20 protein-coding genes and 1 tRNA gene are annotated in these 24,986 nt (G+C 41.3%); 8 read left to right on the forward strand and 13 right to left on the reverse strand.

Annotated features, from left to right (window positions below):
- Window positions 1–96: 96 nt before the first annotated feature.
- From pheS to K370_RS11535, 6 genes are all read left to right on the forward strand, one after another.
- Window positions 97–1,125, forward strand: a complete 1,029-nt coding sequence (gene pheS / locus K370_RS11510) for a phenylalanine--tRNA ligase subunit alpha (protein WP_047542089.1) — start codon at window positions 97–99, stop codon at window positions 1,123–1,125.
- A gap of 21 nt (window positions 1,126–1,146) precedes the next feature.
- On the forward strand, window positions 1,147–3,498 hold the full coding sequence (pheT, locus tag K370_RS11515; RefSeq protein WP_047542091.1) for a phenylalanine--tRNA ligase subunit beta: 2,352 nt from the start codon (window positions 1,147–1,149) through the stop codon (window positions 3,496–3,498).
- A gap of 73 nt (window positions 3,499–3,571) precedes the next feature.
- A complete protein-coding gene (locus K370_RS11520) occupies window positions 3,572–3,871 on the forward strand; it encodes an integration host factor subunit alpha (protein WP_047542093.1) in 300 nt (99 codons plus the stop codon).
- A gap of 64 nt (window positions 3,872–3,935) precedes the next feature.
- The gene (locus K370_RS11525; RefSeq protein WP_047542095.1) at window positions 3,936–4,346 is read left to right on the forward strand and encodes a MerR family transcriptional regulator; all 411 of its coding nucleotides are present in this window, start codon (window positions 3,936–3,938) and stop codon (window positions 4,344–4,346) included.
- A gap of 163 nt (window positions 4,347–4,509) precedes the next feature.
- Window positions 4,510–4,586: transfer RNA gene (locus K370_RS11530), tRNA-Pro, on the forward strand.
- An 838-nt stretch (window positions 4,587–5,424) separates the two neighbouring features.
- The gene (locus K370_RS11535) at window positions 5,425–5,820 is read left to right on the forward strand and encodes a hypothetical protein (protein WP_047542097.1); all 396 of its coding nucleotides are present in this window, start codon (window positions 5,425–5,427) and stop codon (window positions 5,818–5,820) included.
- 82 nt (window positions 5,821–5,902) lie between these two features.
- Here K370_RS11535 and K370_RS11540 read toward each other — a convergent pair whose 3' ends face one another.
- The 11 genes from K370_RS11540 to K370_RS11595 form a co-directional block, all read right to left on the reverse strand.
- Window positions 5,903–8,203 carry an EAL domain-containing protein gene (locus K370_RS11540; RefSeq protein ID WP_052185269.1) on the reverse strand — a complete coding sequence of 767 codons (2,301 nt, stop codon included), beginning with the start codon at window positions 8,201–8,203 and terminating at the stop codon, window positions 5,903–5,905.
- 431 nt (window positions 8,204–8,634) lie between these two features.
- Window positions 8,635–9,345 carry a hypothetical protein gene (locus K370_RS11545; RefSeq protein ID WP_047542099.1) on the reverse strand — a complete coding sequence of 237 codons (711 nt, stop codon included), beginning with the start codon at window positions 9,343–9,345 and terminating at the stop codon, window positions 8,635–8,637.
- 24 nt (window positions 9,346–9,369) lie between these two features.
- The gene (locus K370_RS11550) at window positions 9,370–9,807 is read right to left on the reverse strand and encodes a hypothetical protein (RefSeq protein ID WP_047542102.1); all 438 of its coding nucleotides are present in this window, start codon (window positions 9,805–9,807) and stop codon (window positions 9,370–9,372) included.
- A gap of 15 nt (window positions 9,808–9,822) precedes the next feature.
- The gene (locus K370_RS11555; protein ID WP_047542104.1) at window positions 9,823–10,218 is read right to left on the reverse strand and encodes a hypothetical protein; all 396 of its coding nucleotides are present in this window, start codon (window positions 10,216–10,218) and stop codon (window positions 9,823–9,825) included.
- Between the two features lie 323 nt (window positions 10,219–10,541).
- Window positions 10,542–13,580, reverse strand: coding sequence for an autotransporter outer membrane beta-barrel domain-containing protein (locus K370_RS11560; protein ID WP_052185270.1), 3,039 nt, complete (start codon window positions 13,578–13,580; stop codon window positions 10,542–10,544).
- A 633-nt stretch (window positions 13,581–14,213) separates the two neighbouring features.
- On the reverse strand, window positions 14,214–14,837 hold the full coding sequence (locus tag K370_RS12205) for a hypothetical protein (protein ID WP_052185271.1): 624 nt from the start codon (window positions 14,835–14,837) through the stop codon (window positions 14,214–14,216).
- Window positions 14,827–15,447 (reverse strand): hypothetical protein, encoded by a 621-nt coding sequence (locus tag K370_RS11910; protein ID WP_052185272.1) that lies wholly within the window; start codon window positions 15,445–15,447, stop codon window positions 14,827–14,829. The genes K370_RS12205 and K370_RS11910 overlap by 11 nt, the downstream gene beginning before the upstream one ends.
- Before the next feature lie 144 nt (window positions 15,448–15,591).
- The gene (locus K370_RS11580; RefSeq protein WP_047542108.1) at window positions 15,592–15,840 is read right to left on the reverse strand and encodes a helix-turn-helix transcriptional regulator; all 249 of its coding nucleotides are present in this window, start codon (window positions 15,838–15,840) and stop codon (window positions 15,592–15,594) included.
- A 200-nt stretch (window positions 15,841–16,040) separates the two neighbouring features.
- Window positions 16,041–16,658 carry a hypothetical protein gene (locus K370_RS11915; protein ID WP_052185273.1) on the reverse strand — a complete coding sequence of 206 codons (618 nt, stop codon included), beginning with the start codon at window positions 16,656–16,658 and terminating at the stop codon, window positions 16,041–16,043.
- Between the two features lie 196 nt (window positions 16,659–16,854).
- Window positions 16,855–17,307 (reverse strand): restriction endonuclease, encoded by a 453-nt coding sequence (locus K370_RS11590; protein ID WP_047542110.1) that lies wholly within the window; start codon window positions 17,305–17,307, stop codon window positions 16,855–16,857.
- 82 nt (window positions 17,308–17,389) lie between these two features.
- Entirely contained in the window at window positions 17,390–18,811 is a 1,422-nt protein-coding gene (locus tag K370_RS11595) for a tyrosine-type recombinase/integrase (protein ID WP_047542112.1), read from the reverse strand.
- A 1,094-nt stretch (window positions 18,812–19,905) separates the two neighbouring features.
- Here K370_RS11595 and K370_RS11600 point away from each other — a divergent pair.
- Together K370_RS11600 and K370_RS11605 are read left to right on the forward strand one after the other, a co-directional pair.
- Window positions 19,906–20,931 carry a catalase family peroxidase gene (locus tag K370_RS11600; protein WP_081977223.1) on the forward strand — a complete coding sequence of 342 codons (1,026 nt, stop codon included), beginning with the start codon at window positions 19,906–19,908 and terminating at the stop codon, window positions 20,929–20,931.
- A gap of 137 nt (window positions 20,932–21,068) precedes the next feature.
- Window positions 21,069–22,718, forward strand: coding sequence for an alpha-D-glucose phosphate-specific phosphoglucomutase (locus tag K370_RS11605; RefSeq protein WP_047542116.1), 1,650 nt, complete (start codon window positions 21,069–21,071; stop codon window positions 22,716–22,718).
- Between the two features lie 66 nt (window positions 22,719–22,784).
- Here K370_RS11605 and K370_RS11610 read toward each other — a convergent pair whose 3' ends face one another.
- Together K370_RS11610 and K370_RS11615 are read right to left on the reverse strand one after the other, a co-directional pair.
- Window positions 22,785–24,452 (reverse strand): beta-1,6-glucan synthase, encoded by a 1,668-nt coding sequence (locus K370_RS11610; protein WP_047542118.1) that lies wholly within the window; start codon window positions 24,450–24,452, stop codon window positions 22,785–22,787.
- Window positions 24,453–24,489: 37 nt separating this feature from the next.
- Window positions 24,490–24,969, reverse strand: coding sequence for a retropepsin-like aspartic protease family protein (locus tag K370_RS11615; protein WP_047542119.1), 480 nt, complete (start codon window positions 24,967–24,969; stop codon window positions 24,490–24,492).
- Window positions 24,970–24,986: the final 17 nt, after the last annotated feature.

Here is a 24,986-nt window from a genome sequence, read left to right on the forward strand (position 1 = left end):
GCTACGGCCTCTTTTTTTATGGGTAAAAAGTAAATATTTATTCATAATCAATCAGTTAAACATCAACAAACTCATTACTTTAAGTTAAAATAGCGTATGGTTAATTTAGAAAATCTTATTTCAGAGTCGCAAGCGGACTTTAGTGTTTGTGATGATATGCCCGCATTGGAAAATGCTAAAGCCAAATACTTGGGTAAAACGGGTGCGTTAACCGAAGCGCTTAAAGGCTTAGGTAAGCTGTCGAATGGAGAGCGTCCCGCCGCAGGAGCCGCAATTAATGTTGTGAAGCAGGCAGTTGAAGCCGCGCTAAATGCACGTAGAGAGGCAATTTTAAGCGCAGAGCAGGCGAAGCAACTAGCCGCTGAGTCGTTGGATGTAAGCTTGCCGGCACGTGCACAGTCTCAAGGTGGACTCCATCCTGTGACTTTAACTTTGCGACGTATTGAGCAATTATTTCACTCTATTGGTTTTGATGTGGCAACGGGCCCTGAGATCGAAACAGATTTTTATAACTTTACCGCACTGAATATCCCTGAGAATCATCCTGCGCGTGCCATGCACGATACGTTCTATGTGGATGCCAACCATCTGCAAAAGGATGATAAAAGAACCGACTTTGTATTGCGTACGCACACATCACCTGTACAAGTGCATTACATGGAAAATGCTTTAAAAAATAACCAGACACCACCGCTTAAAATTATCGCGCCTGGGCGTGTGTATCGTGTGGATTCAGATGCAACGCACTCGCCGATGTTTCATCAGGTAGAAGGTTTGTGGGTGGATGAAAATATCAGTTTCGCAAATCTTAAAGGCGTTGTTCAGGATTTCTTGCAGAAATTCTTTGAACGCGATGATTTAACAGTCAGATTCAGGCCTTCATTTTTTCCATTTACAGAACCATCTGCTGAGATGGATATGAGCTGGAATGGTGGTTGGCTAGAAATCGGTGGTTGCGGCATGGTGCATCCGGAAGTATTTAAACATGTGAATATCGATAATGAAAAATATCGCGGCTTTGCCTTTGGCTTAGGCGTAGAACGTTTGGCTATGTTGCGCTATGGCGTGAATGACTTACGCCATTTCTTTAATAATGACTTGCGTTTTTTATCGCAATTTAAATAATCAAGCTAATTAATAGACTATATGCAATTTTCAGAAAACTGGTTACGTACTTTTGTAAATCCTTCAATGACATCAGTACAGCTGGGTCATGCGCTGACAATGGCTGGGCTAGAGGTAGAGGAGATGGCGCCTGTTGCGCCAGCGTTTGACAGTATTGTTATTGGCGAAGTTATCGAGGCAATCAAACATCCGGATGCGGATCGCTTGCAAGTGTGTAAAGTTAATGTTGGCAAAGAAATTTTGCAAATCGTATGCGGTGCCAGCAACGCGCGAGTAGGTTTAAAAGTGCCGTGCGCGTTGGTGGGAGCGGAACTGCCCGGCATATCCATTAAGCAGGCAAAAGTACGCGGTGTGGAATCTTTTGGCATGTTGTGTTCTGCTAAAGAGCTTGGTTTGGCGGCAGAAGCCAATGGATTGTTGGAACTCCCAGACGATGCTGTAGCAGGCCAAGATATCCGCGAATATTTATATCTAAATGACTACGCTTTCACATTAAAGCTCACACCAAATCGTGCTGATTGTTTAAGTATTTTAGGTATAGCGCGCGATGTGACAGCTATTACAGGCGCGCCTCTAACGCTACCTGTTTTAAATACGGCAAAGATTGAAAGCACCAAAATACAAGCCGTTAATGTTGCTGCAAAACAGGCATGCCCTGCATATTATGGCCGTGTGATCGAAAGTGTAAATGCACAAGCAAAAACACCTGATTGGATGATTCGCAATCTTGAGCGCAGCGGTGTTCGTAGCATTAGTGCGATTGTGGATATTACGAATTACGTGTTGCTGGAACTTGGCCAGCCGATGCATGCATTTGATTTGGCAACACTAAACGGTGCGATTAACGTTCGATTTGCGTCAGAAAATGAGCAAATTAAGCTGTTAAATAATACGGACATTAAATTGGCCGGCGATGATTTAGTGATTGCCGATAACAGTGGCGCGATTGCATTGGCAGGTATTATGGGCGGCGAGCCTACATCAGTGACAGATGCAACAACAGCAATATTTTTAGAAAGCGCATTTTTCACACCAGATACAATCGCAGGTAAGGCACGTCGATTAGGTTTAAGCACTGACTCATCCTATCGTTTTGAGCGTGGCGTGGATTTTGGTCATACCAAATTGGCTTTGGAACGTGCAACGGATTTAGTACTGCAAATTTGTGGCGGTAAAGCTGGTGAAATAAGTGAAGTGGTTAATCAGTTGCCAGAGCGTGTTTCTGTCACATTGCGCTATTCACGCTTATGTTCTGTGTTGGGGATTACCATACCCAAACAAACAGTCGGTATTCTACTCACACAATTAGGTTTTAAGTTCACAGAAAATGATGATATTTTTGTGATTAAAGCACCAAGTTATCGTTTTGATATTGCCCGTGAAGAAGATTTAATTGAAGAAATTGCGCGCTTACACGGCTACGATAAAATCCCGGCCATCACGCCATCTGCTAATTTAAGCATGCTTAATGCACCAGAGTCTGCATTAAGCGCGGCATGGTTGCATGACGCTTTGCAAGCACAGGGCTACCAAGAGATTATTACCTATAGCTTTGTAGATGAAAGCTGGGAACGTGATTTATTGGGAAATGCAAACCCTATCAAGCTTAAAAATCCAATCGCAAGCAATTTAAGTGTGATGCGTAGCGGCTTATGGGGCGGTTTACTCGATACGTTGACTTATAATATCAATCGTAAGCAAGAGCGCGCGATGTTGTTTGAAGTTGGTTCAAGCTATCATCAGACACCACAAGGTTTTGATGAACAGGCGCGGGTCGCGGGCTTATTTTACGGTGCGTTTCAGCCAGAGCAATGGGGTGCCACATCTAAAGATGTCGATTTTTATGATGTTAAAGCGACAATAGAACAATTAACACAAGGGAATGCTGAGTATCGCCTGGAAACGCATACTGCTTTGCATCCAGGCCAATCTGCACGTATTTATCTTGATGGCAACCCAATTGGTTGGTTGGGCAAGTTGCATCCCAAATGGCAGCAACATTACGGCTTAGCTAAAAATTGTTTTTTATTCGAATTAGAAGTTTCGCCTTTATTGCAAAAGCCAGTTGCCAGCTATTTTGAGGTGCCAAAAACACTGGCCATACGTCGTGATTTAGCCGTTATTGTCGATGTAAATAAGCCTGTTCAAGAAATAATTAATGCTGTCACAAATGCCAAAATTCCACTTGTGACACAGGTGCAACTATTTGATATATATCAGGGAAAAGGTATTCCTGAGAATAAAAAAAGCCTTGCATTATCGGTACTTATGCAAGATACTCATAAAACTTTGGTAGATATTGAAGCCGAAGCTGCAATGGCGCAGTTGCTAAAATTATTAGAAAATCAATTTGGTGCATCATTGCGTAATTAGTCAGTCTTTGCAGTGAAACAAGCCAGTAAAATAGCGGGAAATTAATGAATAAGAAGACGTTCAGGGGAAGTGTATGACTTTAACAAAGGCTGATTTAGCCGATTTGTTATTTGAGCAAGTAGGCTTAAATAAGCGCGAGGCAAAAGATATGGTAGAGGCGTTTTTTGAGGAAGTACGCACCGCTTTAGAAACGGGTGATAGTGTTAAGTTATCTGGCTTTGGTAATTTTGAATTACGCAAAAAGTCTGAGCGCCCAGGTCGTAACCCAAAAACAGGTGAAGAAATACCGATTACAGCGCGCCGGGTTGTGACTTTTCACGCGAGTCAAAAACTAAAAAGCAGAGTTGAAGAGCATTACGCTTCAACAGTTTAATCTGGCCTTGTACTGACAGCTTTCCAAATTAAATTAGGTTATTAGTTTATATACAAAATTAACGATGCTAGATTCAACACCCAAAATGCAATTGCCACCAATCCCGGCCAAACGTTATTTTACGATTGGAGAGGTAAGTGAGCTGTGCGGGGTAAAACCACACGTATTGCGCTATTGGGAGCAGGAATTCACGCAACTTAAACCAGTAAAGCGTCGCGGTAATCGCCGCTATTATCAACATCATGAAGTGTTACTTATCCGTAAAATTCGTGAGTTGCTCTACGAGCAAGGTTTCACCATCAGTGGCGCGCGTAATCGTTTAGATGGTGCGGATGTTAAAGCTGAAATTGCATCGCCCATACTTCAAGTTGATGTGCAATCAATTGCAGATAAACAACCGGAAGCTAACGCCGGGATTGATTTGCTGTTATTTAAAAATGAAATTCGTGCAGTTATTCAACTGCTTCGCACTTAAAACACTTTATTAAGTTACTTTAACGAATCAATCCTTTAATGCCGCTTTAAGCGGCATTAACTTTTGGACACCCAATTTAAATCCGCTTGTGAGTTAAATCGCTTTTGATAGCATGCGTGTTTGATTTATAATGCTGGCTCACTACGAAACTAGTAGTGCGGTTCGGGGCATAGCGCAGCCTGGTAGCGTACATGCCTGGGGGGCATGGGGTCGCAAGTTCGAATCTTGCTGTCCCGACCAATAAAAACAATGGCTTGCAGATTTTCAGTTGTAAGCCATTTTGTTTTTCTGGCTTTCGTGCCCTATGTATGCCCTAAATAATTTTTGCTAGGCTTCGTACGTATACATATTTGAACAACAAAAACCCACAATTATGTGGTCTTATGTTTTGCTATTGCTACAAATCTTTAATTTATCGCTTTAGCTCTCAACTCCTTGTTTGATGAAAAAATGACTCCTGCGTCGTCAAGCTTCGGGAAGCATTTCCATTTTATGTCTACAACTTGCATTCCGTCAAAAATAACTCACGTTAAAATACCAACTAGCAGTGCGCACACCCACTTTATTAACGTGGATACGGAATAGACTTTAAAAAGCCCTCTGGTGCTAATTTCAATAATCGCAAAGCTGTATCATGATCGGCTTTAAGCCAGTTATGATAATCTGAATCTTGCAATGCAGAAGCCGTTGCCGCTGCAATAAAAGGTTTCGAAGAGAATGAATAAAGTTTGTTGGTAAAATTTTGATTACCACTAAATATTTTTTGATTTTTTTCCGTTACAAAGTAACTTTGGGTTGAGCAATACCAATTTGATAAATGGCAACTTACGGCCCATAGCGGACCTTCTTATGCAAAAATTACTGACTAATAATAAAATATTTTTATCAATGGATTGCTTAATAAAATATCAACTTGAATCATTTCAATCACTACATGAAGAAGTATTTCCCAGATTTTGCCGTGACTTTTAGCGCAGGTAGGGTTGTTCATATTGAGCAAGATTGAATTTAATTAAAATGAATTAATATAGCTATCTGAGATTGATAAAAATATAAACAAAACAAAGGGATGACGACCATGCAAAAATACATACGACTAGTTTTAATGATAGTTTCATTGTTATTTGCTGCCATCTTACTATCCTTCCCGGTCAAAGCTGAAAGGGGGTTAAATGTGGCTGTTATTGCGCATAGCCTATCCACCCGCGCAGAAGCGAGAGCTGTTTTACGAAAACAAGGTTGGTTTGCAACGGAAAACCTACGTCAAGCGGATGGGATACTTGTCGTTTGCCGGAGCAGCCTAAGAAACCCACTTAGCAACAACTACAGAAGCATAAAAGAATTAGACGAGGATGCCGATTCTCAATTGAATATCAGCGGAGCCAATTTTCATATATATGTATTCCGCATCAACGACAACCTCAGTGTTGATGAGGTTAACCACGTTCGATATGAAGCGGGTGAAGTCCAATGACAATCATTCACTATGATTGTTTAAAGATATAAAAATATCTTTGAGAGGCTTTTGTGTACACTTTATGTATAGCTTAAAAGCTCTAAAAATGTCTATCAGGTGCCTCTAAAAGTTTTAAAAGCTGTTCTACAGGCCCTGGTCTTGCAAATAAATATCCTTGTCCATAATCACATCTAAACTCGTTCAAAAAATCTTTCTGGTTAACAGTTTCTATCCCTTCAGCAATAATTTTAATGTTTAGTTTTTGGGCCATATGGATGATAGCTTCACAAAGGACAGCGTCATGATTGTCAGAAGTGAGATTTTGAATAAAAGATTTATCTATTTTTATATAGTTGATATCAAATTTTTTCAAGTAAGCAAGTGCTGAATACCCAGTGCCAAAGTCATCGATGGCAAGTTCAATTCCTGCATCTCTCACAGCAGACAAAGTATCTAACACAGTATTGGAGGCTTCTAAAAGAAGTCCTTCTGTAATCTCTAGAGAAATGCAGCCTCCTGGAATGCCTTGTGTTTCGATGTTTCTCATCCAACTTAAAAGGTTCTCTGGATGATGAAACTGATAAGGGGAAACGTTTATGCTTAACTGAAAGTCAGTACCAAGGTGATTGCGAATTATAGATAAATCTTTTAATGCTTGTTGCAACACCCATTGCCCTAATGAGTCTATTAACCCTGTTTCTTCTGCGATTGAAATAAAATCTAGTGGGCTAATGAAGCCTTTTGTAGGATGATCCCACCTAATCAGCGCTTCTGCTTTAGTGATACTTAAGTCTTTTAGGTTGATAATTGGCTGGTAATAAACAACGAATTCGCCATTATGAATTGCACTTCTTAAGTCATTAGCAATTGATAATCTTTTTGATGAATCAGCTTGCATCGATTGTGTAAAAAATTGATATCGATTGCGGCCAAGTTTTTTAGCTTCATACATGGCCTGATCGGCATAGAGGAGCAAGGCTTCAGAGCTTTGGCTATCATCTGGATATAAAGTAACTCCTATACTCGCTGAAATAAAAAATATGTGGTTATCGATAGAAAAGGGTTTTTCGAGTTCTGTTAATATTTTTTGACAGGAGTTTTCCAAGCTGTAAATGTCTTTTAATTCGGTTAGTATCACCATGAACTCATCCCCGCCAATGCGTGCGGTGGTATCAGATGATCTAACGCACCCACTAATACGATCAGCAGCATCTACCAATAATTTATCGCCGATGGAATGACCTGATTGATCATTAACGCGCTTGAAGTTATCCAAATCAATGTACAGTAGACCTACAAGTAAATTAGTTCTACTTGCCTTACCTAGTGCTTGCTCTAAGCGGTTGTGTAGCAAGTGTCTATTGGCTAATTTGGTAAGATAGTCGAAATTTGCCTGATACCAAATTAGTTGTTGAGATTCGGCCTCTTTTTTCTTAATAGTTACCTTAAATCGATAAAATCTGACTATGCCTAATATAAGTATTATGGATATTAGGCCAAGTGCTGCGTTGAGAAAATAGTAATTTTTTGTATCAGTAACTTTCCATTTTTCGAGCAATTCCTCACTGTCAGGTTCAATTACTGCCAATCCCTTTTCGAGGATTGAGGCAAGCTCTGGCTGATCACTCCTAACAGCCATTGAAACCTCAGATGAAAAGGGTGTTAGTCCTGATTTTTCTGTAAACTTTAAGCGATTAAAAGCTATATGATAATCGACGACCATTTCGTTACCTATGTAAGCTTCAACTGTCCCCGCTCTTAATTTCTCAAATGCTTCATCTGCTAAATCAACATAGACTAATTTTATTTTCGGGTAATTTTCACTTACTTTCTGCCCAATCAAACCATGTTTAAAAATTGCAACACGCGCATTGTTTAGTTGTTCTAAAGACTTAATTTTTGATTGCTTCTCTATATTTTTATTGGTATAGATTGCTAAAGGAAAAACTAGAAATGGTTGATTGACTAGGCGGAAATTAGGGTTTTTCAGATTTTTATTACTAACCCCTGAAATGATGTCTGCATCCTCTGGGGAGATATCATCTACATAATTAGTGATGGTAAAATTGATGTGTAATATATCCGCTAAACGAGTTAAGTAGTCAATCGATAAGCCACGATGATCTTCACTTTCCAGCTTGAACTCAATTGGCATCCATCCACTTTTAACGGCTACTTTTAAATTCTGGTTTTTTTTAAGCCATTCTTTCTCATTGGGCGTGAGTCTGGCTTCTAACTCTTGAGTACGATTAGTTTTTTGAGAGCTGCTAATTTTATCTGATGTTATAGTTTCGGCAGCAATGAGAGATAACTGAGGCCAGGATAATAAGAAACAAAGAGTCGATAGCTGAATTATTAATTTCAGAAAATTTTGATTATAAAATGGATTGAAGCTTTGCATCTAATGTTCGCTTACCTAGTATCAAGGTTCGTTTAAAGGACACATCGGTATTTAGTTATATTAAACGATAATATTATTACTCATATGACAATTTGTTATTGATTAAAATATTTTTTGAAAAATCACCGTAAATTTATGGTGCTAAAACAACTACAATGATATTAGGGTGTTGGATTTAACACAGACTCATCCATAGTGTAACGTTTGGTGACTTACCGCTTTGTCATCATAGTTGCCAGATAAAGCAAGTTGGCCGCAGACTGCTTAGGGCCGTTAAATACCGACGGTTTCGGCCCAAAGCAGTCATTCGTTCGAGCCATCACAGGCTTACCAATTCTGACAAATCTAGTAACTGGATTCTTAAGTTTCAAATCTCCTAGACCAGACTTAAGTTACTAAATGTGTGCGATATGATACAAAAAGAAAATTTCTTAGTTAAGATTTCTTCTACCATTTAGACAGTTAAGTAGATGCTCTTTTTCAAATGAGGTCTTGTAATAAGGAAGCCTTGAGATTATGTGATCGTAAACACTAATTTCAGAGTGTGGTTTTAATTTGATCTGGTCAATTTCTTTGATTCCAATTGCTTCTGAGTCCCCAATTTCAATTATCTCGCCTGCAACAAACAATTCAATATCCATTCCAGTATCTAGTAGTTCTTGTGGATTTCGGTTAGTAATTGCTATTTGATCAAACAATAATTTGAACGCTTCATAACCTTCTTTACTTAGTTGTATCGTCATATTGATATATGGGCTTTTTTCAAACTTTTTGTTTGCAGCTACAATGAATCCAGCCCAATTTTCACTTGGTGCAGTAGGGCTATCACTGCATGTTATGATAAACGTAATATCACAGAATTTGGTATAGTCTTCATAGTCGTTGTTAGGAAAATCCATAACGCCCTTTGCTTTTAGAGACTTATAGGTGCCGGTCGCATGAATAGACATATCCTCCTCAATAATCTCTTGAAGCCATACATAATTCGAGCTTGAAATCTTAGGATTTTCTTTGCGATTTATTTTTATGCTATTAAATGCATTTGGTTTTACTAAGCGCGTAAGAATCTTCAAGTGTCTGTATGTAAAAAATAATAATAGCGATATTGTTAATAAAAGTGCAATTAATGCGAAATCATACATATTGCATTCCTTTTTGATTGAGTATCAATTTTGATTAAAGATAAGTTTTGTGTAAAAACGAACCTCATTGAACAGATCTTTTAAGCTTCCTTGATAAAGCCATAATAACCCACAAATTCCATACAAACTTAAAGATGCAGGAAAGTTCACATCTCGCATCACCAAAGCTTCTGGATTCTGATAGCTCCAGTAAATCCAATAAGAACCATCCACAGCAAACCAAGTAATTAATAACATTGCGGGAAAAAACTTCCAAAATCGTTTTAGAATTATTCGGAGTGACCACGGCGCAAAAAAATATGTAATGGTTGCCATGATAACGCTTATTGGAAAATCCCAATCTGGCGCATTATAGAAAATTGAGCCAATAATTAATAAACTTAAACCTAAGCTAAATGTGATCAGCTTCCAAGGGCGAGTATATTCATAAATGTTTAGCTTAAAGAATTCTGTTGCCCTCATTACTTTCCTAGATATCTATTGGGTTGGTAGCGTTAAGGCGCCTAGCTTCTGGACATCAGCTACAAGCTGTTCAAGGGTAAGAGAATCACATTCCTCGCTAAAACGAACGTTTTCTGAACGCATTTCAGGTGGGGAAAATGCCTTCTCTACATAGCTTAGAGAAGTCCTGAGCCAAAAGGTAGAAGATGGGTGTGACGAAAAGTTATAAGATAAAAAAACAATAGCTTTTGCCATGTGTTCTTTCTCCCAGCAACCGAAAGTTCCGCGCAAATCGTTTAGGCACTTTGAGATTAAATTTAATATATCTAATCGAACTCGATCGATATTCTGATTTTGATCAAGTCTTTCAATGAGCTCATCTACCTCTACCATGACTAATGCCCCTTTGCGCCTCTTTTGGAATTCAGCCATAGCTCCCCGTCCATGTAACACGGGGGGCTATAGATACGTATATTTCGTAGCCTAACAGGCTAGCTTAGATAATTCAAATTGTGAATCTTAGAGGTATTGAACTTGAGTAGCAAAAGCTCTAATCTACGTGCTAGATTGCCTTCTCGATATGGGCTCGAACTCATTTAATTGAGAGGCTGCTATGGGCCGCAAAATGCAACCTTGAATGAGAGAGGTTCGGCCCAAAGTAGCCACTCATCACAGTTTAAAAATCATAGTTGCTCCATTAGAAAAGCCCCAATTAAGGGGCTTTTAACTAGCATCTAATCAGCGGAACCAATTAATTAAAAATCAACTCGCACCCCTACATTGCCTCCCCAAACATCCGCAGAAGCGCTAGTCAAACCTTTCTCGTAACTCAGACTGGCAAATACAGATGAGTTAAGGCCAAGTCGTGCATTTAGACCGCCGCCAAATTGCAGGCTGGTACCCATTGATTCCGAATCAAACCGGACATTGCTCGCAGTGATGCTGCCATCGCTGAGGAATTCATGTAACAGGTTGGCTTCAACGTATGGTGTCCACTGTCTGTCGATGTTAGTGGTGATGGTTTTCAGCACACGTCCGCCGAATCGCCCACGCAGACTTTCTCCACCATTTAAATCGACATCAATGCTGTCAATATCTGTAAATTTGTCAAAACGGATACGTTGGTAACTCAGTTGTGCTTGTGGCTCTACAATCAAACCATTACCCATATCAAATGGATAACCGCCTTCAAGTGAAAGACCCCAGCCCCAGCCTTTTGGGTCACCGGTTTCACCGCGTTGGCTGGTGGTTATTTCTGACGTGTAGCGCGTACCCTGTGCTACCGCATCCAGATACCAACCAGCAGCAGCTTGATAGGTGGAGGTGAGTGCCAGTGTTGTACCGCGTAGGTCAACCTTGGCACTAGATTCATCAGCATTGAGTTTGGATCCACCGATGCTTAATGCACCGCCGATGCGTAGTTCAGCGCCATCGGCCATGTCACGTCCAAACAGATTGCCCCCCGCTTGCACGTACCAGATGTCTTGATCGTAGCCTGAAGCACTGTTGCCAGAAACATCACTGCTGGAGCCTTGCGTTCTTAAGAAGACTTCTTTACTGCGTTGTTCAGTACTGCCGATTTTATTCTGCAGTGTTGCTGTTTCACGAAGCTCACCCAGTCGTTTGTGTACTGAATCAAGCAGCGATGCGCCATAACGCACTGCGCCAGTTGGCATGGCCTGATAGCCGGCAACTTGCGGTACTGCAACAGGATTGCCGCTGCTGTCGATTAGAGACTGTAGACGGTAATCCCAGAATGGGGTTGCACCCAGTAAAGGGTCAACCTCACCTGCTGCAGAAGTAGCTGGGTCAAATGCTTTTAATATGTATTGGTATGGTCCAGCTACAGCATAGCCACCTGCCAATTGAAAGGTACTTGCTGTGCTGGTGCCACCTACTTGGATAATGGAAATACCATCGGTGTTGCTTGCGCCAGTTAATGCACCTGCGCCGCCAGTATTAATGACATTCACCACTGTGTTACCAGTGGCGTTGCCACTGATAAGCAAGCGGTCGGCAGGTGAACCAGTGCCAGCTAATACGGCTTCCATCTCTAGTACACCGCCGCTGCCAATATAGTTACCGGCAATCAGTAGTGTGCCGATAGAGTTGCCTGGAGCGATAGTACCACCAGCAAAGTTGGTGGTGTCACCCACTTGTCCTATGCCTTGCAGACGTCCGCCATTTACTTGCATGGTGCCGCCCAAGATACCGTTCACGGAAAGTGTGCCAGCATTGACGTTTGTTATGCCGGTGAAGGCGCTGCTGTTAGCCGTAAGCGTAGTTAAGCCTGAACCATTTTGGTTAATGGTACCTAAACCGGAAATGATGGAATTAAAGTTGAAAGCCGCGCCCGTATGGTTGAAATTGATTCGACCCGTCCCTGGCCCGAAGTTCACATTGGATGCCACCCATGTACCTGCAGCTTGTGCGATACCACCTTCCGCACCACCGATATTTAGCACACCTGTGCTGCCAGCCACTTGTCCCAGTACCACATTGCCATCTACTTCAATTTTACCGTCATTGGATAACCTGATATCGCCGCGGGTTGTGTTGGTCGTGCCAACATTCATGTCGCCAATACTTGTGAAGCTCGATCCGCCACCAGTTACATTTAAAAGGGCTGTATGAGCTGCAGTCCATAAGTTATAGCCGCCGATACGTGCGGTATTCGTTTGATAAGTAGCGCCGTCTAATACATCTAGCGACCCAGAATAAAGTGACAGTGCTCCGGTGTTGGTCCAATTGGTCCCCGTGCCAGATAGAGTCGTACTCGCAAGGACACCTGCTCGCGCTGCAGTTCCGGAGCTATGAGTGTCAGAAAGTACTGTGGCACCGCCACTAACATTAACCTCCGACCGACTGCCACCAGAAGCAGCTCCCCCAACTTGAATTGAACCCGCATCCAGTAGTGTGCCTGCACCCGAGACATTGGTAACCCCATAAAAACCACTACTCACTGCGCGTCCTGAATTAAGTGAGTCTAAACTGACTTGAGCACCTGCCCCAATGTTGAGCACCCCGCTAGTATTGCCTGTAGTACCGACCCAAACTGTACCAGGCCCGTTCATGTTCAGCGTTGTTGTTGGGCCTATCACAGTCATCACTGCCGCCGCGCCGCCACTACCCGCGATAACTGCATTATCATTCACCGCTGTAGTAGTAATTGTCATTTGCGCGCCATCGGTTAGGCGTAATTCGCCCGCATTAACCGTAAGGATATGAACATCGCTTGTACCAGTAAGTGTTTGAGTGCCACCATTTAGTGTCAAGTTACCGGTGCCGTTTATGTTACCCGCATAGGTATCGCTGGCATTAGTGATGGTGAGTGTTTTCGTCCCCAAGTTAACAATACCAGTATTGCTGCCAGATAGTGATTTAATTGATGTGCCGGTTGATGTAATACCAGAAATATCAAAAGTGCCGTTTGCCACGACTTTGCTCGATTGAGCAATGCTGCCCGCGCCCGTTAAGCTGAGTGTGCCGGCGTTGATAGTGGTCACGCCGGTATAGGTGTTGATTCCTGTCATCTCCAGCGTACCAGCACCTTGCTTGTCCAAAGCATCAGCGCCGCTCAAAATGCTGCCTTCAACCTGCGTTGTACCAGCACCTGTATTATAGTCAGCAGCATTTGCTGGTAATGCTGATGCCAGCGCGACTCCTACCAAGAGTGGTAAAGCGTTTGCAACTACCGTGGCGCTGCCGCGCTTACCACACGTCCGTGTGATTTCCGATACTGCCACCCATGCGCCCAGCGCTACATTCCATACACTTCTGTACGAACGATTCATACTTGCTCCCATTATGGTTATTTAAAATATGTCCTTTAGTACTTTATCTTATAAGCTTGCATGCGAGAAGTATTTAACATTAATTTACAATTGAATATATTGCGCGTTTAGTATTAACTATCTGTTAACTAAGATAAAACAATTGATTAGTTATAGAGCCATCTCCATTCACATCATTTTTGATGTAAGTGTTTTGTCGACCACTTGAATGGAAATAGATTGTGTGGGGAGACTATCTGAGTGGCCACTTTGGGCCGGAAGCAGTCAATTAAATGAATTTAGAAGTGTAAAGAATTTAGGCGGAAAATCACTAATATACGATTATTGTTTACATAATTTTTTACACAAATAAATTAACTATCTGTATTTATTGAGTTAATCTAATGTTTACAGACATATCAGGTATGTATAAGCATTTTGAGAGGAGAGATTCAGCTTGGCTTTTCAGTCTATGCAAAAATATCGCGCGGCAAGACTTCTTCACGGTTACAAATACTTCCCTAAGTCATTTTTCTTAAAGCATCACGTTGACTACGTAGCAATTTATTTAACTCTTTAATTTGCTGATGTAAGCCACCCTTAAACGCATTACGTGCAGACTTAGCCTTACCTTCAACTGTGTTTGCGCCTGTGCTATTTTTCCATGGTTGCCATTGCTTTATCAACTCTGCTTGTCGTTGTCGCTGCGCTAATGTCCATTGTCTGGCTGCCATTACACACCTCTAATAGTTCGTTTGGTTGATTTTGATTTTCCCCCGCGCACGAAGGATCAATTTCATGCGCACTTAATTGCGCACCGTTTCCATTATTTACCTGTTGATGCCCATGGGAGATGTTTGCCTGTTTCACAAATGCTACTTGTTTGGGATATTTCAATTCAATTAGTGCCTGAATCGTTGAACGGCTTTGACTTTGAGCTTTCAGGGCCAAGTTCATAAATATCCCATAGTTCTTAACATACTCCTGACTTACTGACCTTCGAGCCAAGCTTACAAATATAGTTTGTAATGCATGGGCTTGACCCACTAGCATTGCTTCCATATCTGACATATCACCAGACTGTACATTATTAATTTTACTATTTAAAACATTTATTAAGTCAGATAACTCTAAGTTTGGACACATTGACTTTGAAATAGCTTCGGAAGTTATCGCACTCATCATTGAAGCCGAATTTAGCAGTTTTGCTTCAGCTGATATTCGAGTAGATGTTGATGTTGATGTTGATGTTGAAGCTATTTTAGTTTTAATGGTCATATCGTATTACCTCACTTGAGTAGTGTTGTTGAATAATTGGGCAAGTAGATGGTAAATCTATAAAGTCACCGTTAATCGGTGTAGAAAGCTGGCTATTTATAGTCTCTATCGCACCGCTAATCGGTGTTAGTGCCTTACTCTCTATTCCGATTATCGGTGCGATTTTGGCCTTAGCTACCCCGATAATCGGTGAAGTCTTATTGATTGGAGTAAGTCTGCATCTTTGATATTTCCTTGGTTCAATATCTAGTCCGTCATAAACATCTAAACTAAACCAACCAATTGCAAACCATGCAGCTTGACTGCATGGTGGCATCATTCCTTGCCTCGTTTGCTTTAACAAGCCACTTTTAATTAAAGCTTTAAGTGATCGACTAATCGTATCGTTTGATGTCCAACCTAAAGGCTTTAAATATTTCATGCAACATACAAGTTTTCCATTATTTTTTCCGTTATATTGTGCAGCTATATCAAATAGTAATGAACGAGCTGCATGACAAAGCCCTCTATATTCGACACTATGAATCACATTGTGGGGCAACGCAGTAAACCGACCGACATCTAACTTATCAGCGTTGGCTTTTTTTTGCTTCTCATAACTAGCGCCCATGCTAGTTCTCCACCACAAGACTCAGTTGAAAACATACACCCCATATCTCAACTAAACCTACTGAGGCAATATCGGCATCTATGCCAAGATGACAAAATCGCACCATGAGCATTTTTAGACGTAATAGCCAATAATTGTTCATGGCTAGCACTCCAATTTACCAGTGCGTTGGAAATGCAAATTTACAACTAACGCTTTAATTTCTATATCGGTTTTCCCCGCAATTCGGGCATTGATTATGGCTTCAATCTCGTGACTAGGCCAACCTACTGCCCTAATACCAATATGTATTGGCTTGGTAATAAAACCTTGTGAGATTTGCGCATAGAAAGTAGAGCGTGAAATACCTAAATTTTCTTTTGCTTTAGAAAGCCGCTGAATGATAATCGCCATGTTAGTACCCCTTTGGGTTTTGTTGAACATGGCGCTATTGGAGCATCTGAGATAAGGTCAGATAAGTGGGTAGGTTAAGAAAACCTATCATATAAACAATGTGTTTTAAATCAGGGTTTTGTTCTAAGGTGTGGGTGTGTTTACAAGTAACTTTTTACAAAAATCGTTATAAATCATACTGATAGACACTGGGTAGGTTATTAAGCCGAGGACTTGGGAACACCTCCGCCAGGACTCCAGTTTGCAACTTTTCCGCACTCTTCTACTGCGTTTTGTACAGGATTACCATCATCATCAACTAGGCCAAATTCAGCAGCATGTTCTCTAATCCATTTTTCCAGCGCCTGTTTTGGACTGCGGTTACCAGCATTTGTGACTGCTTGCCATGCCCTAACAGTCATAGCTAACTTTGGTGCATAACGAGGATTTTTGCGATCCAGATAGTCTGCTGAATCTACTGGTGTTGGAAAGAAAAAGCCTGTTTTAAACCCTCTTAATGTAAGCCATGTTTTTAATGACTCGACTTCAACAGTAGAGTCTTTAACAATAATAGAGTCTTCCACTACATCATATGAATATCCATTTGTGTCATATAGTTTCACTTGTGAAATTTTCCCGTGTATATCACCTCGTTTTAATGCATGAGTTATTGCGGTTAGTGCAGCATGATAGCCAAATGGTTGCTCATGAATTTGCCAGTCAAAGCAATTTGCTCCTTCTTCACTAGATGGATTTATTCCAATAATCAGGCATGCGGCTTGATCTAAACTTAATTCGTCACTAAGCCGCCAATAGTCCAATTTATCTAAATTATTCATAAAAATTTCCTTATACTAAATATCAAGTCTTGGTAGCGCTCTCACAATCTTCATGGTCTCAAGGCTTACTGTTATAACGCTCTGGAATAGCTTGAGAGGGTAAGCCCTCAGCTACTGCCTTGAGTGCGTTGCTTTGATGCTCTCTTAACTCTTTCTTAGCCTTGAGTTTCACACCCTTGCTAGGTGCGTAGACACTTCAATCAATCGGGCTATTCTCAAGCTCAGCTAAGCCTATACGTTGCGTACTTACACTTTGCCCTTGCAGTGCAGCTTCAGCGTGTTCGCTCCAATCTTTGCGGGTGCTATCAACAATCAATCTACGGGTGAATGCCTTTTTACCAGAGGCGGTAAAGAAAGAGTCAATGTCTGACTTTTGGATGCGGTAGTTTTCATCATAGAACTTACATTGAATTGCACAGAAGCCTCCACCCTCCGCAAGCTCTGCGACCAGGTCAATGCCTACATCGCGAGTATCAATACCTTGTAAGGTTGCCCATTCGGCATACGTGAACACATCTGAGAAATTAGGGGAGTAGGTCGGGTGATTCTTGAGAAAGTCTTTTATCAGCAGCTCGAAATAAGTACCTTTTTCACGCTCGGTTTTTGATGCTTTACGGTAGCTAGTGAGTAGCTCTTTTAATGCGGGCATGGATTTACTCTACATGATTTTAGATTTTGTTGGACTATTGTATCGTATCTAAAAAAAACCTTATAGCTTGCTTATTGCATTATCATGCAACCTTTAAACTCACTACATTATCAGCCTTGAGTATCGCCTCTATTCGATCACCAAGTTTTTGCCATGCCTCGCGTTTTTCGTCTGCATATTCATGGTGAAGATAATGCCGCCGTACTTTGCTGCCAGCTAAAACGTGGTTTTGGCATCTATCAATCACATCAAGTGATATTTTTAAGTCACCTTGCATCATCGTAGCACCCGTTCTACGTAAGTCATGAGGTGTCCAGTCATCTTCACCTAAAACTAGCGTGTTGTTATTTACGCGTTTGCTCAAATCTTTTGTGCGTTGTTTAAACTGTGTTTGCCTATCACCAACCTGTTTGCTAACCGATTTAACACACACATGATTCTTATTATGTATGCTGTTGTTCTTAGCTGGAAACGCCCACTTTTCCCCGCCTGTAAGGGCGTAAAGCTGCTTAAATTGGTCTAAAGCAAAATCAGATAAATAGACCAATTGTGACTGCTTATTTCTACGAGTGCCTTTTACATTTTCTTTAGGAATAAACCATGTGTATGCTTCAAAATCCACATGTTTCCACTCGGTCATTAGTAGTTCACCAATTCGGCTAAGTGTGCTTAGGCATATCCATAGTGCAATCTGCGTTTCCTTAATCAACGGACGGTCTACTTCATATTTATTGGCAGCATCTTTATAGGCAATTGCAGAGGTGATAAAAATATCATTCAACTTGCGTATTTCATCAACACTTAAAATACGAGTGCGCTCCTCTTCGTAGTCGCTAGGGATCAGCTTTTCAATATCCACTAATTCGGCTGGGTTGCCATCAATCATTAACGCACGGTATGGCTTGCGCTTTTCTGCCCACCTAAGCATCTGTCCAATGTCTTTATAAAGCATGATTGCAGTGCGCGTTTTACTTTGATTAAACACTGCTCTCAATGCTTCTAGCAAATTGCTTTCTGATAACTCCCTTAATGGAATATTGCCCAATTTTGGCAAGGCGTGATTCTTAAATGTCCTGATAATCATTTCATTGTTATCAGTACGTCTTACACCATCTTTAATCCAAGCATCAAATAAATCTTGAAAGGTTAGGTTTTTAGCGCGTTCCACTTTTTCAGCTTCTACCTTAGCAATTACTTCATCTTTCTTTTGCTGTAGGTTTTCGGCTTGCTGGGCTTGATAGTCAATACCAGTTTTTGCTAATGCTTGGATAGTTGCATTTAAGGTTTTTGCATCAGCCAATGACATAAATCCACTACCGCTTATTCCGTATGGTTTAGGTAGGGCGTAATCTATTTGACGGCCTTCAACTACATATCTAACTAACCAAGTTTTAATTCCGCTAGTGGACACTCGAATATACAACCCCCGATCAACTGCAAATTTATAAGGCTTCGCAATCGGCTTCTTAGATTCAATCTCTTTTACTGTAAATGATTTTGCCATAAGTCCGTGCCCTAACCGTGCCCTAAATAATTCCAGCTGTTATAGTAACTTAAAAAACATAATAGGACGCTAATTATGATTATAAACTTATATAACTTATTGAATATGTGGAGTATATATGTTTTATTGGTGTGCTAGAGTGTCCAGCAAAATGTTATGATATTTTAGTTGAAATGACGTTTTAAGTGGCTGGGGGGCATGGGGTAGCAAGTTCGAATCTTGCTGTCCCGACCAATAAACAATGACTTACAGCTAAACGGCTGTAGGTCTTTTTTATTTTAACGTAGCAATGTTTGCGACTTGGTCAGTTTGCATAAGCCTTTCTAATTGCTATATTTGGATGTGAGTTTATTTTGCTTTTTGGCATGAGATTTTTACAAATATGGAGTTGTTGCAATCAAGTAAATTGTTTGTAAGTTATTGATATTGCAGGAGGCTAATTAATATAATTCATGGAAAAAATAGCTTAGTTATACACACTATCTAAAGTTTTACATTAAATAATCTAAAAAATCCTTTTAAATCAACGGTGAATTTTAAGTGATTGATTTTTATGGAATAAATGTTTTGGTTACTATTTATACTGTTTTAAAAAAAGCCTTATAAAACGGTAGGTTACATTTTAGTTTCACAGATAATCACAGAGTTATCCACAGATTTTGTGGAGAGAATCAATGGCTTCAGCAATTAAAGAAATAGTCAATTTTTTAAATTATTTATTTTTGTTGCTTACTCTATGTTTTAGCTTTTTGGTCGTCTTTATGAATTAAGAGAAATGGACGTTTATTAAACTTGTTTTAATTATTAACAGATAATCCGATATGGATAAAACATTCGTTAAGAAGAAAAATGAGTACTTAAAGTTGGATCTAGTTTTGTTTTGCCTATAGACCGCGCACATTATGTATGGACGACTGGCGAGGAAGCAATTATTAAAGTTAATCGCTGACATTATTTATACCAATCTTAAGAATGCCACGTAAAAAAGTGATTAAGTTTAAGCACTATTTGGTGTTGAACAATAGATGTAATAGACCGCTAGTTATAATATATTTTCAAGGTCTATAATATCCAAAAAACAAGGGGAAATTAAGATGCAGAAAAACGTTAAGAATCAGATGTTAACGGCATGTGTAGTTGCTGCAATATCTTTAGTGGGTACACAGGTTCATGCTGAAACGCCTTCAACCGCAGAAACTGATAAGCCAGTCGTAGAGCAAATTGTGAATACGCTGACCAAGCTATCTGGCGGCCCGCATGCAGGTTTTCGTGCTAATCACGCCAAAGGAATTGTGGTGTTAGGTGAGTTTACGCCTGCAAAATCGGCTGCCAGCATTACAAAAGCGGCACATTTACAAAAAACGCCTAGCCCAGTGATTGTGCGTTTTTCAAATGCGACAGGTGTGCCCAATATTCCAGATGCTGATGGTAATGCTTTTCCTAAAGGCATTGCGATACGTTTTAATTTAGGAGATGACACATATACGGATATTGTGAGCATTTCGACCAATGGGTTTCCTACAGCTAATCCTGAAGATTTTTTAGGTTTACTGAATGCGGTAGCGGCCAGTGGCCCCGAAGCTGCAAAACCAACGCCAGTAGAGCAGTTTTTAGGGTCACATCCGGCAGCGCTTAAGTTTGTGCAAATGCCGAAATTGCCGCCAGTGAGTTTTGCAACACAATCATTTTTTGGTGTTAACGCCTTTAAATTCATCAACGCAAAAGGTGAAATACAATATGGCCGCTATCGCATCACACCAATTAATGGTGCACAATTCTTGAGTAAAGAAGACGCGGCAAAAGCCACGCCTAATTATTTATTTGAAGAATTGCCAACCCGATTGGCTAAAGCGCCTGTAAGTTACAAGTTAACGGTGCAAATGGCCGAAAAAGGCGATGTGCTGAATGATGCGACCGTGGTATGGCCTGAGAGCCGGAAGCAAGTGGAATTAGGCACGCTGGTGATTAAAACGGTGGATGCAGATGGCGTAAAGTATGAGAAATCGACCATGTTTAGCCCGCTTGCATTAGTGGATGGTATTGAAGCATCAGAAGACCCCATTTTGTTGGCGCGGCCAGCTGCTTATGCGGTGAGTTTCGGTAGACGTTTAGGCAAGTGATAGTAGTAGCAAACCGATAGAATATTGCCGTATTTCATGCGTTAATTAATCCATTAGTTAACGCATCAATCAGTTAAGAAAGCGCATTTAATGCGCTTTTTTTTCAATTATAATGTCTGAATCATTAAGGATTAAGCATGCCTCATCAGATTATCAAAACACAAGCTTTTTTAGATCAAAAACCTGGAACTTCAGGTTTGCGTAAAAAAGTGAAAGTGTTTCAGCAGCCACATTATCTTGAAAATTTCGTACAAAGTATTTTTGACACACTCACGATTAAACCGGGCGCTATCTTAACGTTGGGTGGTGATGGACGTTTCTATAATAAAACAGCCATTCAGACCATTATTAAAATGGCGGCTGCCAATGGTTTTGCAAAAGTCATTGTTGGGCAAGGTGGTATTTTGTCTACGCCCGCAGCATCGCATATCATTCGGCATTATCAAACATTTGGCGGTATTATCTTATCGGCCAGCCACAATCCAGCAGGTCCAACCGAAGATTTTGGCATCAAGTACAACACAGCAAATGGCGGGCCAGCACCAGAGAAAATCACTGAAGCGATTTTTGCAAAAAGTAAAACAATGACGCAATACAAAATAACCAATTTTGCTGATGTCGATTTGGATAAGATTGCCGAAACACGACCAGACGATTCTAGCGATAGTTTTAGCGTACAAGTGGTTAATGCTGTTGATGATTATGCTGATTTGATGGAACAGCTATTTGATTTTTCAGCAATAAGATCGTTAATTCAGTCAGGCTTTAGCATAAAGTTTGATGCTATGCATGCCGTAACCGGACCTTATGCCAAAGAGATTTTGGTGAATCGTTTAGGTGCTCCAGAAACCAGCTTGATGAATTGTGACGTGAGTGAAACCTTTGGCGGTGGTCATCCAGACCCTAATTTGACTTATGCACACGAGCTAGTCAATGTTCTGTATTCACAACAACAATCCACTCCCGATTTTGGCGCGGCGTCAGATGGTGATGGCGATCGCAACATGATTTTGGGCAAAGGTTTTTTTGTTACACCATCTGATAGCTTGGCGATTATTGCCGCTAATGCCACATTAATACCGGCCTATCGACAAGGTTTAGCGGGCGTCGCGCGCTCCATGCCGACCAGCGGTGCAGTAGACAGAGTTGCTGCGAAATTGAATATTCCCTGTTACGAAACGCCAACAGGTTGGAAATTCTTTGGCAATTTGATGGATGCTGGCAAAGTCACTTTATGTGGCGAGGAAAGCTTTGGCACAGGCAGTAATCATGTGCGCGAGAAAGATGGTTTATGGGCGGTGCTTTGCTGGCTGAATATTATCGCCATAAAAAAAATCAGTGTAGAAGAGATTGCTAAAGCGCATTGGGCAGAATATGGTCGCAATGTGTATTCCCGTCATGATTATGAGGCAATACCCACAGGTGCAGCGAATGGCGTGATGGCGCATATCAAGTCGCAATTTGCTGAATTGCCCAATCGGGCTTTTGGGCGATACATAGTTAACACTTGTGATGATTTTAGTTATACCGACCCGATTGATGGCTCAATCAGCACAGGGCAGGGTATTCGTATTTTATTCAAATGCGGTTCGCGCATTGTGTTTCGCTTGTCTGGCACAGGGACTGAGGGTGCGACCTTACGCATTTATTTAGAGGCTTTTGAGCCAGATGTTAAGAACCATCATCTGGATGCGCAAGTTGCATTGGCTGATATGATACAAATCGCAGTGCAAATATCGCAATTGAAACTGCGCACCAATCGCGACGTGCCGACAGTGATTACTTAAGCTAACAGGCTATCATTAATAAGTGATTCGTAGATAAAAATAAGCCAACTTAACGCTGGCTTATTTTTATGTGCCACTTGCTACTACTGTGGCGGCTGGCGATACTCTTGGCCAGCTAATTATGGCCAAGAGTATCGCTAGAGCTAACCAAGCGTATGCCTGCATATTTAGCGGTTCTGAGAGGATAAATACCAGCATGGTGAGTAATGCGATTACATTTAGATAGCGATAAATACGCGACTTTGTATTGGCCAGTGTTCGCAATTGCGCTAGCCATAATCCAATGCTGAGTTGTAATACAGGCAAAAGATAGATGGTTAATGGAAAGTCACGATAGCGCCCATCAAGATTATAGAAAAATCCTGAGAGGGTCGGCATGGCTTGGGAAAGTGGCTGTAATACCCAAGCTTTTGGCATCAGCAACAGACCAGTAATAGCAGCACAAAGCGTAAAGACAAACAGGCTGATGCGCATTATATTTTTACTATATGTATTTTCTAAACCGTTAACCTGTTTTTTTGCGATGATGAATGGTATCGCCAATAGTGTGAAAATGCCCAATATATTCAGACCGCCCAATGCAATCCATTCGACTGTATCACGACAGGCAATCACCAAATAGCCGAGTTGTAATAAAGCCATCAGCCCGGCGGAAGCACCTAAGGCTGCACTGCTAACCAGCGTGCTAGAGTGCCGCTCACCGAAATAGACTGCTGCTGCCAGCCATATTAATAAGCCTGCAGTTGCCCAATACCACGGTTTTAAGCCATCCTGACGTTCCGCCATCGTGCCTGAAAACGAAAATTTTGGATTGAGATTGGTGTCATATATTCCCCAGTAACCGCCGACGGCACCTTCCAGAAAGCGTTTCCATGGCTGGTCTACGGCTTCAATGACGTTGTAATTCCACTTAGCTTCTTCAGCGCGTTGTAAAAATTCACGTATATAGCGCGCTTGATTCACAGTGCTGGGTACGGAGGCATTGCGCTGACGTCCAGCAGAAGGCCAGCCAGTTTCCCCAATCAAGATTGGCTTGGTAAATGCATGCGTGACTTTGTCCATTACGACGTTGACATGATGCATGGCATTGCTAACGGGTTGTGGATCATCTTCCCAATAAGGCAAAACATGTACTGTCACGAAATCGACGGAAGATTCCAAAGTAGGGTGCCTCAGCCAGTATTCCCAAACGTCTGCATAAGTCACCGGCACTTTGGTGGATTGCTTGGCAAGTTTTATGTAATCAGCCATTGCCTGTTCAGTCTGCTCACCTCGTAGCAACACTTCATTACCAACAATAAGTCCTACAACTGTATCTGGATACTGATTGGCTAATCGGGTGGCAAGATTGATTTCCTGTACGTTATCGCTATCTACCCAGCCAATCCAAGCGCCTAGCAATACTTTCAGGCCAATCTTTGAAGCTGCGACTGGTACATAATCTAAGCCCTGATTAACCGAATAGATGCGTACGCATTGAGAGTGCTTCGCCAAAAGCTTCAGGTCTTTTTCTATTTGCGCTTGGCTGATGTGCGTGCCTTTGATGAGCGGGGTCTGACCCTCGCCATAATAGGGCGCATAGGAAACACATTGCAGCTTACCGTCTACGGCTAATTTTGGCTCTGCGAGGGGTATGGGCTGATTTTGTTGCCAGATCCATGCACTGATTAAAGCCAGAACGACTAAATTAAATAGCGCGTATCGCCATACATTGCCAGAGTTTGTGTTGTTCATAAATTCCTAGAATATTAAGCGTTAAGTTTGCTGCTCGTTAATCGCTCACTTGCTTGATCGTCATTTCACCTTTATAAAGGCGCACATCCATGCGACCCAAATAACTCATGCCCAGCAGCACATCACCATCCAGTCCTGGCGCAATCATCGCTGACACATTGCGTGCCTGAACGCCACCAACCTGTACCGAATCGAGTCGCACCATATAACCTATACTATCGCCGTTGGCAGTATTGGTGCGCACTGCCGTTAAGCTTTTGAGCTGTAATTTATCGGCAACCGCTTGGGATATTGCAACACCCGTTGCGCCAGTATCCACCAATACATTGACCTTTTGGTCATTAATCAAGGCTTCGGCACGATAATGCCCGTCCAGCCCGCGTTTTAACACGACTTCATGTGTGTTATCGCCCAATCGCCACATTTTGTTTGGATTTTGAATATTATCGACTAAATAGTAGATGCCAAAAACCAGACTTAACCAGACAATCGCATAAATAATTGAGTTGCGAGACACTTTTTGAGCTTTTATTC

Origin of the sequence: Methylotenera versatilis 7 (assembly GCF_000799165.1) — a bacterium.
Classification (GTDB): domain Bacteria; phylum Pseudomonadota; class Gammaproteobacteria; order Burkholderiales; family Methylophilaceae; genus Methylotenera_A; species Methylotenera_A versatilis_A.

Coding starts and splice junctions, on each gene's coding strand:
- K370_RS11605 (WP_047542116.1), top strand. CDS start 21,069: ATGCCTCATCAGATTATCAAAACACAAGCTTTTTTAGATCAAAAACCT.
- K370_RS11540 (WP_052185269.1), bottom strand. CDS start 8,203: ATGCAAAGCTTCAATCCATTTTATAATCAAAATTTTCTGAAATTAATA.
- K370_RS11560 (WP_052185270.1), bottom strand. CDS start 13,580: ATGAATCGTTCGTACAGAAGTGTATGGAATGTAGCGCTGGGCGCATGG.
- pheT (WP_047542091.1), top strand. CDS start 1,147: ATGCAATTTTCAGAAAACTGGTTACGTACTTTTGTAAATCCTTCAATG.
- K370_RS11535 (WP_047542097.1), top strand. CDS start 5,425: ATGCAAAAATACATACGACTAGTTTTAATGATAGTTTCATTGTTATTT.
- K370_RS11600 (WP_081977223.1), top strand. CDS start 19,906: ATGCAGAAAAACGTTAAGAATCAGATGTTAACGGCATGTGTAGTTGCT.
- K370_RS11910 (WP_052185272.1), bottom strand. CDS start 15,447: ATGGGCGCTAGTTATGAGAAGCAAAAAAAAGCCAACGCTGATAAGTTA.
- K370_RS11595 (WP_047542112.1), bottom strand. CDS start 18,811: ATGGCAAAATCATTTACAGTAAAAGAGATTGAATCTAAGAAGCCGATT.
- K370_RS11610 (WP_047542118.1), bottom strand. CDS start 24,452: ATGAACAACACAAACTCTGGCAATGTATGGCGATACGCGCTATTTAAT.
- K370_RS11520 (WP_047542093.1), top strand. CDS start 3,572: ATGACTTTAACAAAGGCTGATTTAGCCGATTTGTTATTTGAGCAAGTA.
- K370_RS11525 (WP_047542095.1), top strand. CDS start 3,936: ATGCTAGATTCAACACCCAAAATGCAATTGCCACCAATCCCGGCCAAA.
- pheS (WP_047542089.1), top strand. CDS start 97: ATGGTTAATTTAGAAAATCTTATTTCAGAGTCGCAAGCGGACTTTAGT.
- K370_RS11550 (WP_047542102.1), bottom strand. CDS start 9,807: ATGAGGGCAACAGAATTCTTTAAGCTAAACATTTATGAATATACTCGC.
- K370_RS11580 (WP_047542108.1), bottom strand. CDS start 15,840: ATGGCGATTATCATTCAGCGGCTTTCTAAAGCAAAAGAAAATTTAGGT.
- K370_RS11555 (WP_047542104.1), bottom strand. CDS start 10,218: ATGGCTGAATTCCAAAAGAGGCGCAAAGGGGCATTAGTCATGGTAGAG.
- K370_RS11915 (WP_052185273.1), bottom strand. CDS start 16,658: ATGAATAATTTAGATAAATTGGACTATTGGCGGCTTAGTGACGAATTA.
- K370_RS11545 (WP_047542099.1), bottom strand. CDS start 9,345: ATGTATGATTTCGCATTAATTGCACTTTTATTAACAATATCGCTATTA.
- K370_RS11590 (WP_047542110.1), bottom strand. CDS start 17,307: ATGCCCGCATTAAAAGAGCTACTCACTAGCTACCGTAAAGCATCAAAA.
- K370_RS12205 (WP_052185271.1), bottom strand. CDS start 14,837: ATGACCATTAAAACTAAAATAGCTTCAACATCAACATCAACATCAACA.